Below are 16349 nucleotides of genomic sequence, written 5' to 3' on the forward strand. Positions count from 1 at the left end.
TTATAACTACCCCAACCTATAAAGAGGTATAAAGCACCCATGACCCCATCCGTTGACGAGATCCTCGAGCGCGCCCACGTTGTCGCGCTGCCCATGGCTGTGAAGTTCCGCGGCATCACCACGCGTGAGGCCTTGCTTATCGACGGCCCCGCCGGCTGGGGCGAATTCTCCCCATTCATCGAATATGCACCCGAGGAGTCCGCCGCCTGGCTGCGCGCCGGGCTCGAGGCGGCGTTCACCGGCCTGCCGGAGGCGCACGGCACTGTGGAGGTCAACGGCACGATTCCCGCGGTCGAGGACGTCGAGCCTGTGCTCGCGCGCTACCCGGGGGTTAACACGTTCAAGATCAAGGTCGCTGAGCCTTCGCAGTCGCTTGACGACGACATCCGGCGCGTCACCGCCGTCCGTCGCCTCCGCCCCGACGCGCGTTTGCGTGTCGACGCCAACCGTGGCTGGACCGTCGACCAAGCCGTCGAAGCGGCGGAGAAGCTCGGCGAGTTGGAATACATCGAGCAGCCGTGCGCCACGGTGGAGGAGTTGGCGGAGGTGCGCCGTCGCGTCAGCACGCCGATTGCGGCGGACGAGTCGATCAGGCGTGCCGCCGACCCGTACCGCGTGGCTGAACTGAACGCGGCGGACGTGGCGGTGTGCAAGGTCGCCCCGCTTGGGGGAGTGGCCAACCTGGTCACCATCGCGCGCGACCTGCACCTCGATGTCACTGTCGCTAGCGCCTTGGATACCGCTGTTGGGATGGATGCGGGGTTGATCGCGGCGAAGCTCACCGGTTCGCGTGCGGCGGGGCTGGCAACCCAGCGCCTGTTCGTGGAGGACGTTGCGGAGCCCCGCGTCATGGAAAACGGCGAACTTGCTATCACCCGCACTACCCCCGATCCGGAACGCCTCCACGGGCTTCGCGCCCCAGGTGAGCGCAGGGATTGGTGGTTCGCCAGGGTCCGTGCGTGCATGGCTGTGCTGGAGCAGGATCCCTCTTTCCGGGTGTAATTGTCCGATTTCTTATCGCATTCGCGTGTGGGATCCGGGGGCAGTCGGCTAATCTTTCGCCCATGTCGACTCCCGTGATGCACGAATCTGCCTCGCTTTCAGAAGGCGACCTGGCAAAAGCGCCCGAACCTGGCGAGTGGCGCCGCCAACTTATCGGCCTGATCACCGGTGTGGTGCTGGCTGTTTTGGTGTATTTCTTGTTCCCTGCCAACGCTGCTGAGACGGTGTTGCAGTCCTCCGGTGCGAAGGAGGGGGTGGAGTACTCCGCGGATACCATGCGCATCGTTGCTGCCACCACTGTGTTGATGGGTGCGTGGTGGATGACGGAGGCCATCCCGCTGGCCGCCACCGCCTTGGTGCCTATTGCGGTGTTCCCGATCGCAGGTGTGGCCCCGTTTAAGGAAGTGTCCTCGCCGTACGCTTCGGCGACGATCTTCCTGTTTATGGGTGGCTTCCTGATGGCGCTGGGTCTGCAGCGTTGGAACCTGCACCGTCGCCTGGCCCTGATGGTGGTCAAGATTGTCGGTACTTCGCCGAAGCGCATCATTTTGGGCTTCATGCTGGCCACCGGCTTTATGTCCATGTGGGTGTCTAACACTGCTACCGCTGTGGTCATGCTGCCGATTGGTACGTCGGTGCTCATGCTGACCGCGGACACGGTTGGTGGCATGAAGAACCAGAAGAAGTTCGCTACCGCGCTCATGCTTGCTATCGCGTACTCGGCTTCCATTGGCTCCCTGGCAACGCTGATCGGTACTCCGCCGAACGCGCTGCTGAAGGGCTACATGGAGGAGGCCCACGGCATCGTTATCGGTTTCGGTCAGTGGATGCTGGTCGGCCTGCCGGTCGCGGTTGTGTTCACCTTCATTGCCTGGTGGCTGCTGATCACGGTGTTCAAGCCGGAGGTAGACACCATCCCGGGCGGCAAGGAGCTGATCGACGATGAGCTGAAGAAGCTCGGTGCCTGGACCTTCCCGCAGGTTGCTGTGGGTGTGATCTTCCTCGTCGCCGCGCTTGCCTGGATTTTCATCCCGCTGGGCCGCAATCACTTTGGTTGGGATTTCCCGTACGACGACGCGATCGTCGGCATCATCGCCGGCATGCTCATGTTCATCATCCCGGGCACCTCTGACGGCAAGCGTCTGTTGGATTGGAAGACGGCGAATGAGATGCCGTGGGACGTGCTGATGCTCTTCGGTGGCGGCCTGTCCCTGTCGGCGATGTTTACCGCAACCGGTCTGTCGCTGTGGATCGGTGAGAAGGCGAAGGGCCTGGCGAGCCTGCCGATGTTCCTGCTCATCTTCGCCATCGCCGCGCTGGTGCTGCTGCTGACGGAGCTGACCTCCAACACCGCAACGGCTGCGACCTTCCTGCCGATCATGGGTGGTGTGGCCGTTGGTATCGGCCTGACCGAGGCGACCGAGATGAACGTTCTGCTGCTGGCTATCCCTGTTGCGCTGTCTGCAACGTGTGCGTTCATGCTGCCGGTGGCAACTCCGCCGAACGCGATCGCTTACTCGTCCGGTTACGTCACCATGGGCGAGATGATCAAGGGTGGTGTGTGGCTCAACGCGATTGCGTTGGTGCTCATCTCCCTGGCTACGTACTTCATCGCAGTACCTGTGTTTGGGCTGGTGCTCTAGGAGCATTCTGCTTATCGACGACGCGCCCCGGCAGTTCTCCTGCCGGGGCGCTAGTCTATTTGCCATGGATAACGAGACGAGACAGTACGGCCGTCCAGGCGACGAGCCGCAGCGCCCGCGCCCGAGGCAGTACTTCCCGGACCAGTCCGAACAACAGGCCCAGTACGACGATCAGTACTACCAGCCGCAATACCAGCAGTACGAGCCCCCGTACGAGCCCCAGTATCAGGAGCCGTACCAGCCGGAGCCGCAGAAGGGCTCGAGTGCGGCGTCGATCGCGTTGGGTGTGTTCGCGGCGTTGGCGTTCATTGCAGCTGTGGTGCTGTTCTTCCTGTGGCAAGGGGCTGCCGCGGAGGCGAACAAGGAGCCGCTGACGGAGACGGTCACCCAGACGACCACCGAGACGGAAACCACAACGAGTACGACGACGAAGTTCCCGTCGATCTTCCGCGAGCGCGACGAGCCGACCGCCACGTTGCCGCCGGAGCAGCTGCCGGATGAGGAGGATATCCCGCGTGATGTTCGGGATAGTGCCCGCGATATTCTCGACCAGATCCGCGACGGCGCGGACCAGTTTCTCCAGGAGCAGTAGGTAGATGGCAACGGCTATGGAATTGGCTACGGCGGTGGCGGGGGTCGTCGCAAAGCATTGCACTGATGTGGTGATGAGCCCGGGTTCGCGCAACTCGCCGCTGGCGTACGCGCTGCTCGCGCGACGCGACATCACGGTGCACATGCGTATCGACGAACGCTCCGCCGCCTTCACCGCCCTCGGCCTCGCACGCGTGCAGCGCCGACACGTTGGCGTGGTGATGACCTCGGGCACGGCGGTGGCGAACGCGTACCCGGCGATGATCGAGGCGCATATGTCGCACACGCCGCTTGCCGTGATCAGCGCCGACCGCCCGGAGCGCCTCGTGGGCACCGGTGCCAGCCAGACCATTTGGCAGCAGGGCATCTTCGGCCGCTACGCCGAGACCCAACAGGTGGCGGACGAGGCGGCGGCGGAAGCGATCTCGTTCGACGCCGGCCAAGTACACATCAACGTTGCGCTGGACACCCCGCTCGTGCCGGACGCGCTGCTGGAGCCGGTTGGCGAGCCGCGCCGGGTCGGCCCGGGCGTCCTCGCACGCGGTGCGCTCGCAGGCTCGCGCACCGGGTTCGTCGACCATGGAGTCGTGGACATCGACCTGACCCGCGACACGCTGGTCATCGCCGGTGACGAGGCCTGGGAAGTACCCGGCCTGGAACACGTGCCCACCATCGCTGAGCCGACCGCGCCGACCCCGTTCCACCAGGTCCACCCGTTGGCTGCGCGGTTCTTCGCGCAGTCGGAGGTGGCCATCTCCCACGACGGGGGTGACTTCGCCGCGTCCACCAAGCCGGAACAGGTCGTTGTGGTGGGGCACCCGACGCTGCACCGCGACGTCATGGCGCTGCTGGCGGATCCGGACATCACAGTCATTGGCCTGTCGCGCACGGACACGTTTACTGGCCAGCCGGACCTGCACGGCTCGCGCGTCAACGCTACGGGCCAGCCGACGGACACCTGGATCAAGATCTGTGAGGCCGCTGGCGAGGTCGGCGCCGACACCGTGCGCCAAGCCCTCGCCGAGGAGCAGTTCGGCTTCACCGGCCTGCACGTCGCCGCTGCCGTGTGCGACACCCTCGCGGTGGGCGACACGATGGTGCTCGGCGCGTCGAACCCGGTGCGCGATGCCTCCTTTGTCGGCATGCCGTTCGACGGCGTGGACACCTACGCCGCCCGCGGTGCCGCGGGTATCGATGGCACCGTCTCCCAAGCCGTCGGCGTCGCCCTTGCCACCCAGGCGCTTCGTGCGGACGAGATCCGCGCACCCCGTACCGTCGCGCTCGTGGGGGACTTGACGTTCCTGCACGACATCAACGGCCTGCTCATCGGTCCCGACGAGCCGCGCCCCGGCAACCTGACCATCGTGGTGGCCAACGACGACGGCGGAGGCATCTTTGAAACCCTCGAGCCAGCAGCGGAGCCGGTGCGAGACGTCTTTGAGCGGGCGTTTGGGACGCCGCATGGGGTGGTCGTCGAGAAGCAAGCGCTCGCGTACGGGGCGAACTACCGCCGCGCCGAATCGCTTGCGGAACTGCACCAAGTGCTGCTTGAACTCGAGGCCGAGCCCGACGGCATCACCGTTGTGGAGGCCGTGACCACCCGCGAAACCCGCCGCGCACTCGCGCAGCGACTAGCCAAGTAATGCGCTGGCGCAGACGCGCACACCAAGCCGTCATGGCGCTCTACGGATGCGCCGTGCTCGGCTGCGTTGCCATGGTCGCAGGGCCCGCGCTTCACGACGCCCAAATCCACGCCAACCCCGGCCGCGGCGTCGCCACCGTCACCGACCAAACCCGGCTGCGCACCTACGTGGAGTACGAAACCGAAGACGGCCGGCTCGTCTCGCCGAGAGACGGGGTGCTCTACCCCTCAGGGCTCGGCCCCGGCCAGCAGGTGTGGGTGACCTACGCCAAGAACAACACCGACCTGGTCAAGGTGGAAGGCCGCGGGTGGGCGCTCTCGCTCATCCCCGCCCTGTCGGTGCTGGCCGTGGCGACGATTATCGCCGCCCTGGCCTGGCTCGCCGTAGGAAAAATTCACGTCCGGTTCAGCCGGAATTCGACCGAAGTTTCACGTCAACTGGGAGAGTAAACAGCATGCGAGTGGGAATCGTCGCCGAGTCCTTTCTGCCCAACGTCAACGGAGTGACCAACTCCGTCCTTCGCGTCCTTGAGCACCTCAAACGGGAGGGCCACGACGCGATCGTGATCGCGCCTGGCGCCCGCGAGTTCCAGGACGAAGTTCCTGACTACCTTGGCTTTGAGATCGTGCGGGTGCCCACCGTTATGGTGCCGTTGATCGATTCGCTGCCCATCGGCGTTCCCACCACCACCGTCACAGCAGCACTGTCGCAGTTCAAGCCGGACATCATCCACCTGGCCAGCCCGTTCGTGCTTGGCGGAGCGGGGGCGTTCGCGGCCCGCCAACTCGGTGTGCCCGCGGTCGCGCTCTACCAGACGGACGTGGCCGGCTTTGCCACGAAGTACCAACTGTCCACCCTGGCCACCATGGCGTGGGACTGGACCCGCACCGTGCACAACATGTGCGAAATGACGCTCGCGCCGTCGTCGGAAACGATCAAGGCGCTGGAGGAGCACAACATCAAAAATATCCGCCATTGGGGCCGTGGCGTGGATGCGGAACTGTTCCACCCGTCGAAGCGCTCCGACATCCTGCGCCGTTCGTGGGATCCGACCGGTACGAAGAAGATCGTCGGGTTCGTCGGCCGCCTCGCCGCGGAGAAGTCCGTTGACCGCCTCGCCCCGCTGGTTACGGACCCGTCCATCCAGTTGGTCATCGTCGGCGGCGGCCCGGAGCGCGAGGCGCTTGAAGAGGTTTTGCCCAACGCCGTGTTCACCGGCCCGCTTTCTGGCGAGGAGCTCGCCCGCGCGTATGCCTCGCTCGACCTGTTCGTGCATACCGGCGAGTTTGAAACCTTCTGCCAGGCCATCCAGGAAGCCCAAGCCTCGGGCGTGCCCACGATCGGCCCCCGCGCTGGCGGCCCCGTTGACCTTATCGAGCACGGCGTCAACGGTTTGCTGCTCGACGTGGCCACCTTCACCGAGGAGCTCCCCGACGCAGCGCGCTGGCTTCTCGACGACACCCGCCACCCCGAACTCACCACCACCGCCAGGGCGTCCGTGGCCGACAAGACTTGGGAGGCGCTTGGGCAGCAACTCCTTGGCTACTACACCGAGGTGCTCGGCTCCTACGAGCGCAAGGTGATCCACCTGTTCGGCCGCGATGTTGCACTGCCGCGCTGGGTGCCGGTGAAGCGCAAAGTAGACTGACGGGCATGTCTGTCGGCGACCTGTCTACCAGCACTCAGAACTACCTCAAAGGCATTTGGGCCCTTTCGGAGTGGTCGGATGCGCCGGTGACGTCGTCGTCAGTGGCAAAGCACCTTGGGCTGCGGAAATCCACGGTGTCGGATGGGGTGCGCAAACTTGGCGAGCAGGGGCTCGTCGCACACAAGCCATACGGCACGATCGAACTGACCGAACTCGGCCACACGTATGCGGTGGCGATGATCCGCCGCCACCGCCTCATTGAAACGTTTTTGGTGGAAGCCCTCGGCTACACCTGGGACCAAGTGCACGACGAGGCTGAGAACCTCGAGCACTCTGTAAGTGACTTCATGGTGGAGCGCATCGACGCGTTTCTTGACCATCCCACCCGCGACCCCCACGGTGACCCCATCCCCTCAGCCAGCGGGCGTGTTCATGCCCCCGAGGCCGTCCCACTGACCGGCGTGCAGCCGGGCCAGAAAGCCACGATTGAACGCATTGCCGACGACGACCCGAAACTGCTGCAATTCTTCGACAGTCACGGGCTCGTCGTCGGCGCAACCCTCGAGGTGGGAGAGGGTGCCCCTTACTCCGGCGCGGTCGCGGTCCGGCTTGCCGGCGCGGCGGAGGCGGTGCCGCTCGGCGAGGAAGCCACGGATTCCGTCTTCGTGCGCGTAGATGCGTAACGACGACCGCGCAGCACCCCGTGCGGGCCGAACAGGTACACCACACCAAACACCACACCCTGTGCGAGCACGATCATGCCGCCGGAGGCCGTGTCGAGGTAGTAGGAGCAGTACAGGCCCACAATCGCACATGCCGCCGACATGGTCGGGGCGATGATCAGCATCGTGCCGAACTTGTTGGTGAGCAGGTAGGCGGTCGCCCCCGGGATGATCAGCATCGCCACCACCAGGATCACGCCAACAGCCTGCAGTGCCACCACTGACGTCAACGCCAACAGCGCGAGCAGTGCCGCACCGAGCAGGCGCGGATTCAACCCGATCGCGTGAGCGTGGGTGGGGTCGAACGCGTAGAGGGTGAAGTCGCGCCGCTTGAGCACCAGCACGGTAAACACGATCGCACCCAGGATGGCCACCTGCACCAGGTCCCCACGAGACACACCAAGCAGATTGCCGAAGATGATGTGGTTCAGATCCGTGTGTGAGGGGGTTACCGAAATGAGCACGAGCCCCAATGCAAACATGGTGGTGAACACGATGCCAATGGCCGCATCCTCCTTCACCCGGGACGTATCGCGCACCAGCCCGATCAGCGCCACCGCAAGGAACCCAAACACCACCGCGCCGACGGCGAACGGCACGCCCAGAATGTAGGCCAGCACCACGCCCGGCAGGACAGCGTGGCTTACCGCATCGCCCATCAGCGACCAGCCAACCAGCACCAGCCAGCACGACAACAGCGCGCACACAACCGACGCCACTAGCGACGTTGCAAGCGCACGCATCATGAACTCGTAACCAAACGGCTCCGTAAGCAGCGCAATCATGCCGACACCCCCATTCCGAAGCCCTGCACCAAATTGTCCGGCTCTAACACCACTTCGGTCGGGGCGTGCATTAACACCCGACGGTTCAACAGCACCGTCTCCGGCGCGAGCTGGGGCAAGGCAACCAGGTCGTGCGTCACCACAAAAATAGTGGTGCCTTCTGCCGCGAGGTCACGCAACAGCTCAGTGATGGTGGCCTCGGAATGTTTGTCCACGCCGGCGAAGGGTTCGTCGAGAAGCATGATGCTCGCACCCTGAGCGATACCGCGGGCGATGAAGGCACGCTTCTTCTGGCCACCCGAAAGTTGGCCGATCTGGCGGTCTGCGAACGACTCAAGGTGGGTGCGCTCAAGCGCGCGATCCACAGCCGCAATGTCCTCCGCACGCGCGTGGCGGGTAAAGCCCATGTGGCCGTAGCGGCCCATCATGACCACATCACGCACTGTGACCGGGAACTGCCAGTCCACGTCCTCGCTCTGCGGGACGTAGCCCAGCACCTGCGTCTTGCGGGCGCGCATGGGGTCGATGCCGTTGATACGAACCGTGCCGCGATCCGGCTTGACCAACCCCATGATCGCCTTGAGTAGCGTGGATTTGCCCGCGCCGTTCATCCCGATCAGCCCACAGATACGGCCTGGTTGGACGCTCAAAGTTGCGCCGTCGAGCGCGACGACGTCGCCGTAGCGCACCGCAACATCCTCAACTGCGATTGCGGGGATCACTGCTTGCCCCCGTTCAAACCGTCGATGATCACCTTCGTGTCGTGGCGAATCAGATCCAGGTAGGTCGGCACCGGGCCGTTTTCCTCAGAAAGCGAATCGACGTAGAGGGTGCCGCCGTACTCCGCGCCGGTGGCCTTCACGACCTGCATCATCGGCGCGTTAGAGACCGTGGATTCACAGAACACAGACGGGACGTTGTTTTCCTTCACAAACTCGATCGCGCCGGCGATCTGCTGCGGGGTGGCTTCCTGCTCAGCGTTGACCGGCCAGATGTAGCGCTCGGTCAACTTCGCGTCGCGAGCCAGATAGGAGAACGCACCTTCGCAGGTGACCAAGGCGCGCTGCTTGTCGGGGACAGCGGCGAGCTTGGTTTCCAGCTCGTCTTGCACAGCCTGCAGTTCCTGCTTGTATGTTTCGCCGTTGGCCTTGAAATCATCGGCGTGCTCCGGGTCGAGTTCGCTGAACGCGTCGACGATGTTGTCCACGTACTTCTGCACGTTCACCGGACTCATCCAGGCGTGCGGGTTGGGCTTGCCGGCGTAGGCGTCCTCGGCGATGTCGATCGGGTCGACACCTTCGCTGACCACGGCGTGGGGCACGTCCAGGTCGGCGACGAACTGGGCGAACCAGTTCTCCAGGTTCATGCCGTTATCCAAAATCAGGTCCGCATCGGCGGCGCGGGAAATGTCGCCGGGGGTGGGCTCGTAGCCGTGGATTTCCGCGCCGGGTTTGGTGATGGACTCCACCCGCAGGTGGTCGCCGGCGACGTTCGAGGCGATGTCCTGGATCACCGTGAACGTGGTGAGTACCACGGGGGTGTCTTTGCCGCCTGCGGCGTCGGCGCTGTCCTGCGAACAGCCTGCCAGGCCGGCAGTTAGCGCAGCCGTAGCGACGAGCGCAAGCACCTTAGTTTTCATCATGTGGTTCCTTTGCGTTGGGGAATCGGAAAAAGGAGCACACTACCCGCGTGTCCATGTTGGCGAATAATAAAGTTCGGTCTACCGAACTTGCAACTGGGGCATGGCCGCACAGCCTACTTTTGTGGGTGGCGAAGTAGACTTGCCCACCATGGCCAAGGCGGATCTGGAGAAAAAGCCCTTCGACGTTGCTGGAATGTTCGACGACGTGGGCAAGAACTACGACAAGACCAACACCGTGTTGTCGTTCGGGCTGGACAAATACTGGCGACGACGCACCCGCGAACGCCTCGAACTCAAACCGGGGGAGAAGGTGCTCGACCTCGCCGCCGGCACCGCCGTATCCACCGTCGAGTTAGGTAAATCCGGCGCGTGGGTCGTGGCGTGCGACTTCTCCCAGGGCATGCTGGCCGCCGGTAAGGACCGCGACGTACCCAAGGTGGTTGGCGACGCGATGTATCTTCCGTTTGCCGACAACACCTTCGACGCGGTGACCATCTCCTACGGCCTGCGCAACGTGCACGATTTCGAGGCCGGCCTGCGTGAAATGGCGCGTGTGACCAAGCCTGGCGGGCGCCTGGCAGTCAACGAGTTCTCCACCCCCGTCATCCCCGGTTTCCGCACCCTGTACAAGGAATACCTGCCACGTGCTGTGCCGGCGCTGGCAAAGGTGTTTTCCTCCAACGCGGAGGCCTACGAATATCTCGCCGAATCCATCCGCGCATGGCCTAACCAGGAAGAACTCGCCGCGGCGATCAACGCCAACGGTTGGGAAAACGCCGGCTGGCAGGATCTGACCGCCGGCATCGTGGCGCTACACAGCGCTGTGAAGCCGCTCGACTAAGCCACGCTAAGCGACGTCCCAAAGCGGGGCGTTCTTTGGCACCACGCGACCTGCCGCGCGCCACAGTCGTGCGACCAGGTCGCGGTCGGCTTCCTGCACCAGGTTGCCCATCAGGCGCGCCGCTGCAGGCATGAGGTAGCGCCCACCCAAACCGCGCAGCGCCACCGGGCCAGCCAGCGGTAGGAACTGCGGGTAGGTCAGGAGACGGGCGAGGGTGCGCGCCAGCGTGAATGCGTCGCCGTAGTGGCTGCGCAGTAGCGCTGGCCACGCAAGCGTGAGGTCGCCGCCTGCGTTGATCAACTCCACGGCGAGCACAGCGGTTTCCAACCCGTAATCGATGCCCTCGCCGTTGAGCGGGTTCACGCACGCTGCCGCGTCGCCGATGAGAACCCAGTTCGGGCCGGCCACGTTGGACACCGCCCCGCCCATCGGCAGCAGCGCAGAGGTAACGGCCTGCTCCGGGCCGAGGTTCCACGCCTCGCGCTGCTGTGCGGCATAGTCGGCGAGCAACTTCTTCGTGTTCACCTTCGCCGGGCGCGCATTGGTGGATAAGGCGCCGCAGCCGAGGTTCACGGTGCCGTCGCCAAGCGGGAAGATCCAGCCGTAACCAGGCTGAATCACGCCATCCGCGTCGCGCAGCTCCACGTGCGAATGCATCCACGGCTCGTCCGAAAACGGCGAATCGCAATACGAGCGCGCCGCAATGCCAAACACCTCACCCTTGTGCCAGGTGCGTCCCAACTGCTTGCCAAAAGGGGAGCGCACACCGTCGGCAACCACGACCCACTTCGTGCGCACCGTGCCCTGGTCCGTTTCCACCGCGCTGATCGCGCCGCCGGAAAACTCCACACCGGTTGCCACGCAGTGTTGGCGGATGGTGGCGCCGGCGGTGCGGGCTTCGTCGACAAGCATTGCGTCAAACACCGACCGCGGTGCCGCAGAGCCTTCACCGCGCGGCCAAGGTGCCTCAACGTCGCCGCCGTAACCATGCAACTTCAACCCCTTGTTGCGGTAGGTGGGCACCTTGAGATTGAGCGCCTCGAGCGTTTCTACCGCACGCGGGGTCAACCCATCGCCGCAGGTTTTGTCGCGGCCGGGACTCTGGGCGTCGAGAAGCAAAGTCTGCAAACCCGCACGCTGCGCCACAATCGCCGCCGCCGAACCAGCCGGTCCAGCACCCACAACCACAAGGTCGAAATACTCAGTCACGCAACTGATTGTGCCAGCGCCACCCACTGCTACAGAACCAAGGGCAAGTGGGCTACGGTAGGTGCGTTATCCATGTGCCCCTCCAACCTGCAAGGACGTTATCGATGACGTACGGCACCACCCCGTCACCCCGCCACGGATTCAAGATTGACCTTGGCGACGACGCACTCAACACCCGGCTCAACACCGGGCTAGAAGCGGTGGAGGACCTCCTCATGGCCGAACTTTCACGCGGCGAAAAGTTCCTCACCGACAAAGTCACCCACCTCGCCGCAGCCGGCGGCAAACGCTTCCGCCCCATGATGGCGCTGCTGTGCGCCGAGTTTGGCCCCAACCCGCGCGCCCAAAACGTAATCAACGGCGCCACCGTCACCGAAATGGTGCACCTGGCCACGCTGTATCACGACGACGTCATGGACGAAGCTGAACGCCGCCGCGGCGTTGAGTCCGCCAACGCGCGCTGGAGCAACACCGTCGCCATCCTTGCAGGCGACATCCTGTTTGCCCACGCCTCACGCCTGATGAGCCGAATGGACCTGGCCACCGTCGAGCACTTCGCCGACACCTTCGAGGAACTGGTCACCGGCCAGATGCGCGAAACCGTCGGCGCACAAGGCACCAACCCGGTTGAGCACTACCTGAAGGTCATCGACGAGAAAACCGGCGTGCTCATCGCGTCCGCCGCCTACCTGGGCGCGCGGCACTCCGGCGCGTCCGACGAGGTGGTCCAGCGTTGCGCGCGCATCGGCGACGCCGTGGGCATGGTGTTCCAGATCGTCGACGACATCATTGACATTTTCTCCGACCCCGAACAATCCGGAAAGACCCCAGGCACCGACCTGCGCGAAGGCGTATTCACCCTGCCAGTGCTCTACGCGCTCGAAGAGGACTCCGAGGCCGGCGAAGCCCTTCGAGGGCTCCTCACGGGCCCGCTTACCGACGACGCCGACGTCACCCGCGCCCTCGACCTCCTGGGTCAGACACGCGGCCGTGAACGCGCCCTCGAAACCGCTCGCGGATACTTGGACATCGTCGAGCGCGAACTCGACGAGTTGCCCGACATTCCCGCCCGCGAAGCGCTGCGCACTATGACACGTCTCACCGTCGAACGCGTAGGATAACCAGGCGATTTGCCTACATTACGGTGGCGTGATGTAAGGTAATCCCCGCACTTCAAACGTGCACGCCAGGTTGCCCGAGCGGCCAAAGGGAGCGGACTGTAAATCCGCCGGCATTCGCCTTCAGAAGTTCGAATCTTCTACCTGGCACAGGCACACCCCGCCGATCCCCATCACGGATCGGCGGGGTTTTTCGCTGTGCGGTGCTGTGGTTCTGCGGCTGCAGGGCGGTAGGGAGTGATGGCCTATGGCGTAGGTTATGGAGCGGTTTATGTCGTCGATAAGCATGTGCAAAAACATCGGCTGTACTGGCGATTTGTGTTTATAAACGATATCGGGTTAATCTTCTCAAGGCTTCAACGGAGCGGGTCGCAAGATCCACAACAAAGAGGCTGTGCCCCCTTAGCTCAGTCGGCAGAGCGTTTCCATGGTAAGGAAAAGGTCGACAGTTCGATTCTGTCAGGGGGCTCTGTTGTTTGCTGGGGTCCTTGCACTTCGTGCGAGCGTCAGTGAACACATGGCGGTGTAGCTCAGTGGTAGAGCAAGCGACTCATAATCGCTGTGTCGAGAGTTCAATTCTCTCCATCGCTACTCACCTCAAACGGACGTCACAAGCGCCCGTGGTAGGGTTAGGCGCACCGAATAAGGTGCCCTAGGGGCGTGGCGCAATTGGTAGCGCAACGGTCTCCAAAACCGTAGGTTGCAGGTTCGAGTCCTGTCGCCCCTGCCAAAACAACCTGGAGGAGTTTTCGTGACTAACCCCAACGGTCAGAATGCCGCACAGCCAACCGGCAAGCGCCAACTGCGAGGGGTCTCGCCCGTGTCCTCCGACGGGTACGAAGCAAAGCGCACCCCCGTCAATGCCGACGAGGCCGAGGAAAAGACCACCAGCATCGCAACCTTCCCGGGCGAAGTCGTCTCCGAGATGAGCAAAGTCATCTGGCCGACCGGCAAGCAGATGCTGAACTACACGCTGATCACATTCGCGTTCCTCATCGTGCTCACCATCCTCGTCTGGGGCACCGACACCCTCGCTTCCATGGGGATTCGCTGGATTCTCATCCGATAAGTACAATTTCACGCGTAACGTTTCCCGCCACCTCGAACACCGAGGGAAGGCGGGATACTTTTTGCCCCGGTAACCTTGGGGCACACCCGCGAACATACGAGGAGAACAACCATGACTGAGGTAAACGAGGACGTCAACGGCGCGATCGAAAACAACGAGCAGGAAATGATCGACGAAGGCGCGCCCGTCGACCCCTCCACCGACCCGGTCATCCACGGCGACTCCGACCCGGCCGGCACCAACGAGCAGGATGACAACGCCGAGGCGACCGAGGGCGCGGAAGCGCCGGAGGCAGAGGGCGCTGAGGCCGCGGAGGGCGTTGAGGCCCAGGACGCTGAGGCTACGTCCGACTTCGACGCTGAATACCGCAAGCGCCTGCGCGAGTACACCCGCGAACTGAAGAAGCAGCCGGGTGAGTGGTACATCATCCAGTCCTACTCCGGCTACGAAAACAAGGTGAAGACCAACCTGGAGATGCGTAGCCAGACCCTCGAGGTCGAAGACTCCATCTACGAGGTCGTCGTGCCTGTCGAGCAGGCGCTGGAGAAGAACAAGGACGGCAAGAACAAGCTGGTCAAGCGCAAGCTCCTGCCGGGCTACGTCCTCGTGCGCATGGACATGAACGACGCCGCATGGTCCGTGGTGCGTGAAACCCCGGGCGTGACCTCGTTTGTCGGTAATGAGGGCAATGCCACCCCGGTGAAGCACCGCGACGTCGCCAAGTTCCTGCTGCCGAAGTCCGCCGCGGCCGGCGCGAAGCCGCAGGTCGACGCCGAGGGCGACACCGTTGTGCCGTCGGCGGAGGAGGCGCCGAACAAGGTCACCCACGACTACAAGGTCGGCGAGGCCGTCACCATCCTCTCCGGTGCACTGGCGTCCGTGTCCGCTACCATCAACGCCATCGACCCGGAGACCGGCAAGATCGAGGCGCTCGTGTCCATCTTCGGCCGCGAGACCCCAGTCGAGCTGACCGCCGATCAGATCGAGCGCATCATGTAAGCGCATTTTGCTTATCGACGACGCTCTGGCGTAACCTATCTCGTCGCGTGTGTTTTGCGCACACGCGACGTTTTCGTTTTCTCATCCCCGGTGGCTGGGAAAAACCCGGCATCCGGAAGCCTTACCGCTGTTCATCGCGGTGGCGAGGCTGTAACTAGGAGGTAATTGCGATGGCTAAGAAGAAGGTCACTGGCCTGATCAAGCTTCAGATCGAAGCTGGTATGGCAAACCCGGCCCCGCCGGTCGGTCCGGCACTTGGTGCACACGGTGTCAACATCGTTGAGTTCACCAAGGCATACAACGCTGCGACCGAATCCATGCGCGGCAACATTGTCCCGGTGGAGATCACGGTCTACGAAGACCGCTCCTTCGACTTCATCCTGAAGTCCCCGCCGGCTGCATCCCTGCTGCTGAAGGCTGCAGGCCTGCAGAAGGGCTCCGGCGTTCCGCACACTGACAAGGTTGGCAAGGTCACCTGGGAGCAGTGCAAGGAAATCGCCGAGACCAAGAAGAACGACCTCAACGCCCGCGACATCGAGGCTGGCGCCGCGATCATCGCTGGTACCGCACGTTCGATGGGTATTGACGTCGAGAAGTAAAGCGCACCTCGTCGCTTTACGTGGAAGGGCCTTCAGCCAGGCCCGCCAACCACAACTCCTGAAAGGAATCAAACATGGCTAAGAAGTCCAAGCGTTACATTGAGCAGCTCGCCAAGGTGGACCGCGACGCGTTCTACCACCCGCTGGATGCGGTGACCCTGGCAAAGGAGACCGCTTCCGGCAAGTACGACGCAACCATCGACGTTGCGATGCGTCTGTCCGTCGACCCGCGCAAGGCTGACCAGCTGGTCCGCGGCACCGTCAACCTGCCGCACGGCACCGGTAAGACCGTCCGCGTCGCAGTCTTCGCTGAGGGCGAGAACGCCACCAAGGCGAAGGAAGCAGGCGCTGACATCGTCGGCACTGACGAGCTCATCGAGCAGATCAACGCTGGCCAGCTCGACTTCGACGTAGCTATCGCTACGCCGGACCAGATGGCTAAGGTCGGCCGCGTCGCCCGCGTGCTCGGCCCGCGTGGTCTGATGCCGAACCCGAAGACCGGTACGGTCACCCCGGACGTCGCTAAGGCGATCCAGGACTCCAAGGGCGGCAAGATTGCCTTCCGCGTGGACAAGGCATCGAACCTGCACGCAATCATCGGTAAGGCTTCCTTCACCCCGGAGCAGCTCGCTGAGAACTACGGCGCGCTTCTCGACGAGGTCGTTCGCCTCAAGCCGTCTTCCGCCAAGGGTGTCTACCTGAAGAAGATCACCGTGTCCGCAACCCAGGGCCCGGGCGTTCCGGTTGATACCTCTGTGGAGAAGGACTACGCCAAGAAGGCATAGTCTTCCCGCAACGATTTCGCGCCTCGGTGGTTCACGGGGCGCTTTTTCGTGTC

The 16349-nt window shown here is 63.6% G+C and carries 17 protein-coding genes and 4 tRNA genes; 17 read left to right on the top strand and 4 right to left on the bottom strand.

Translation table 11 applies throughout. The features are described from left to right. Window positions 1-39 precede the first annotated feature (39 nt). The 7 genes from CCOY_RS01745 (at window position 40) to CCOY_RS01775 (ending at window position 7210) form a co-directional block, all read left to right on the top strand. Window positions 40-1002, top strand: coding sequence for an o-succinylbenzoate synthase (locus tag CCOY_RS01745; protein ID WP_092101412.1), 963 nt, complete (start codon window positions 40-42; stop codon window positions 1000-1002). Between the two features lie 62 nt (window positions 1003-1064). After that, the gene (locus tag CCOY_RS01750) at window positions 1065-2645 is read left to right on the top strand and encodes an SLC13 family permease (protein WP_092101414.1); all 1581 of its coding nucleotides are present in this window, start codon (window positions 1065-1067) and stop codon (window positions 2643-2645) included. Window positions 2646-2709: 64 nt separating this feature from the next. Beyond that, the gene (locus CCOY_RS01755; protein WP_092101416.1) at window positions 2710-3237 is read left to right on the top strand and encodes a hypothetical protein; all 528 of its coding nucleotides are present in this window, start codon (window positions 2710-2712) and stop codon (window positions 3235-3237) included. Between the two features lie 4 nt (window positions 3238-3241). Continuing rightward, window positions 3242-4879: a 2-succinyl-5-enolpyruvyl-6-hydroxy-3-cyclohexene-1-carboxylic-acid synthase gene (gene menD / locus CCOY_RS01760; RefSeq protein ID WP_092101418.1), complete on the top strand. Its 1638-nt coding sequence runs from the start codon at window positions 3242-3244 to the stop codon at window positions 4877-4879. After that, the gene (locus CCOY_RS01765) at window positions 4879-5328 is read left to right on the top strand and encodes a DUF3592 domain-containing protein (RefSeq protein ID WP_092101420.1); all 450 of its coding nucleotides are present in this window, start codon (window positions 4879-4881) and stop codon (window positions 5326-5328) included. Before menD ends, CCOY_RS01765 begins: the two co-directional genes overlap by 1 nt. Window positions 5329-5333: 5 nt before the next feature. Then, a complete protein-coding gene (locus CCOY_RS01770; RefSeq protein ID WP_092101422.1) occupies window positions 5334-6527 on the top strand; it encodes a glycosyltransferase family 4 protein in 1194 nt (397 codons plus the stop codon). A 5-nt stretch (window positions 6528-6532) separates the two neighbouring features. Continuing rightward, on the top strand, window positions 6533-7210 hold the full coding sequence (locus tag CCOY_RS01775) for a metal-dependent transcriptional regulator (RefSeq protein ID WP_092101424.1): 678 nt from the start codon (window positions 6533-6535) through the stop codon (window positions 7208-7210). Here the strand turns inward: CCOY_RS01775 and CCOY_RS01780 are convergent. The 3 genes from CCOY_RS01780 to CCOY_RS01790 are packed head-to-tail and all read right to left on the bottom strand — an operon-like array spanning window position 7111 to window position 9676. Next, complete coding sequence (locus CCOY_RS01780) at window positions 7111-8034, bottom strand: metal ABC transporter permease (RefSeq protein WP_092101426.1); 924 nt, start codon at window positions 8032-8034, stop codon at window positions 7111-7113. The genes CCOY_RS01775 and CCOY_RS01780 overlap by 100 nt on opposite strands. Next, on the bottom strand, window positions 8031-8756 hold the full coding sequence (locus CCOY_RS01785) for a metal ABC transporter ATP-binding protein (RefSeq protein WP_070452441.1): 726 nt from the start codon (window positions 8754-8756) through the stop codon (window positions 8031-8033). The genes CCOY_RS01780 and CCOY_RS01785 overlap by 4 nt, the downstream gene beginning before the upstream one ends. After that, a complete protein-coding gene (locus CCOY_RS01790; protein ID WP_092101428.1) occupies window positions 8753-9676 on the bottom strand; it encodes a metal ABC transporter substrate-binding protein in 924 nt (307 codons plus the stop codon). The genes CCOY_RS01785 and CCOY_RS01790 overlap by 4 nt, the downstream gene beginning before the upstream one ends. 148 nt (window positions 9677-9824) lie before the next feature. On the opposite strand from CCOY_RS01790, the gene CCOY_RS01795 reads away from it, so the two are divergent. Continuing rightward, window positions 9825-10517: a demethylmenaquinone methyltransferase gene (locus tag CCOY_RS01795; protein ID WP_092102945.1), complete on the top strand. Its 693-nt coding sequence runs from the start codon at window positions 9825-9827 to the stop codon at window positions 10515-10517. 6 nt (window positions 10518-10523) lie between these two features. On the opposite strand, the gene CCOY_RS01800 is transcribed toward CCOY_RS01795, so the two are convergent. Next, on the bottom strand, window positions 10524-11726 hold the full coding sequence (locus CCOY_RS01800; RefSeq protein WP_092101430.1) for a geranylgeranyl reductase family protein: 1203 nt from the start codon (window positions 11724-11726) through the stop codon (window positions 10524-10526). 104 nt (window positions 11727-11830) lie between these two features. Between CCOY_RS01800 and CCOY_RS01805 the strand changes: the two genes are divergently transcribed. The 9 genes from CCOY_RS01805 (at window position 11831) to rplA (ending at window position 16296) form a co-directional block, all read left to right on the top strand. Beyond that, complete coding sequence (locus CCOY_RS01805; RefSeq protein WP_070614254.1) at window positions 11831-12847, top strand: polyprenyl synthetase family protein; 1017 nt, start codon at window positions 11831-11833, stop codon at window positions 12845-12847. Window positions 12848-12911: 64 nt separating this feature from the next. After that, a tRNA-Tyr gene (locus CCOY_RS01810) sits at window positions 12912-12994 on the top strand. Between the two features lie 246 nt (window positions 12995-13240). Beyond that, window positions 13241-13313 (top strand) — tRNA-Thr (locus CCOY_RS01815). 50 nt (window positions 13314-13363) lie between these two features. Further along, window positions 13364-13435, top strand: a tRNA-Met gene (locus CCOY_RS01820). Between the two features lie 63 nt (window positions 13436-13498). Beyond that, window positions 13499-13574, top strand: a tRNA-Trp gene (locus CCOY_RS01825). Between the two features lie 21 nt (window positions 13575-13595). Then, window positions 13596-13913 (top strand): preprotein translocase subunit SecE, encoded by a 318-nt coding sequence (gene secE, locus CCOY_RS01830; RefSeq protein WP_070421763.1) that lies wholly within the window; start codon window positions 13596-13598, stop codon window positions 13911-13913. Between the two features lie 111 nt (window positions 13914-14024). Then, window positions 14025-14912, top strand: coding sequence for a transcription termination/antitermination protein NusG (gene nusG, locus CCOY_RS01835; RefSeq protein ID WP_070421764.1), 888 nt, complete (start codon window positions 14025-14027; stop codon window positions 14910-14912). Between the two features lie 170 nt (window positions 14913-15082). Continuing rightward, window positions 15083-15511 (top strand): 50S ribosomal protein L11, encoded by a 429-nt coding sequence (gene rplK / locus CCOY_RS01840; protein ID WP_070421765.1) that lies wholly within the window; start codon window positions 15083-15085, stop codon window positions 15509-15511. A gap of 74 nt (window positions 15512-15585) precedes the next feature. After that, on the top strand, window positions 15586-16296 hold the full coding sequence (gene rplA, locus CCOY_RS01845) for a 50S ribosomal protein L1 (protein ID WP_070815617.1): 711 nt from the start codon (window positions 15586-15588) through the stop codon (window positions 16294-16296). The last annotated feature ends 53 nt before the right edge of the window (window positions 16297-16349 follow it).

The sequence above is a fragment of the Corynebacterium coyleae genome, from assembly GCF_030408635.1.
Taxonomy (GTDB): Bacteria; Actinomycetota; Actinomycetes; order Mycobacteriales; family Mycobacteriaceae; genus Corynebacterium; species Corynebacterium coyleae.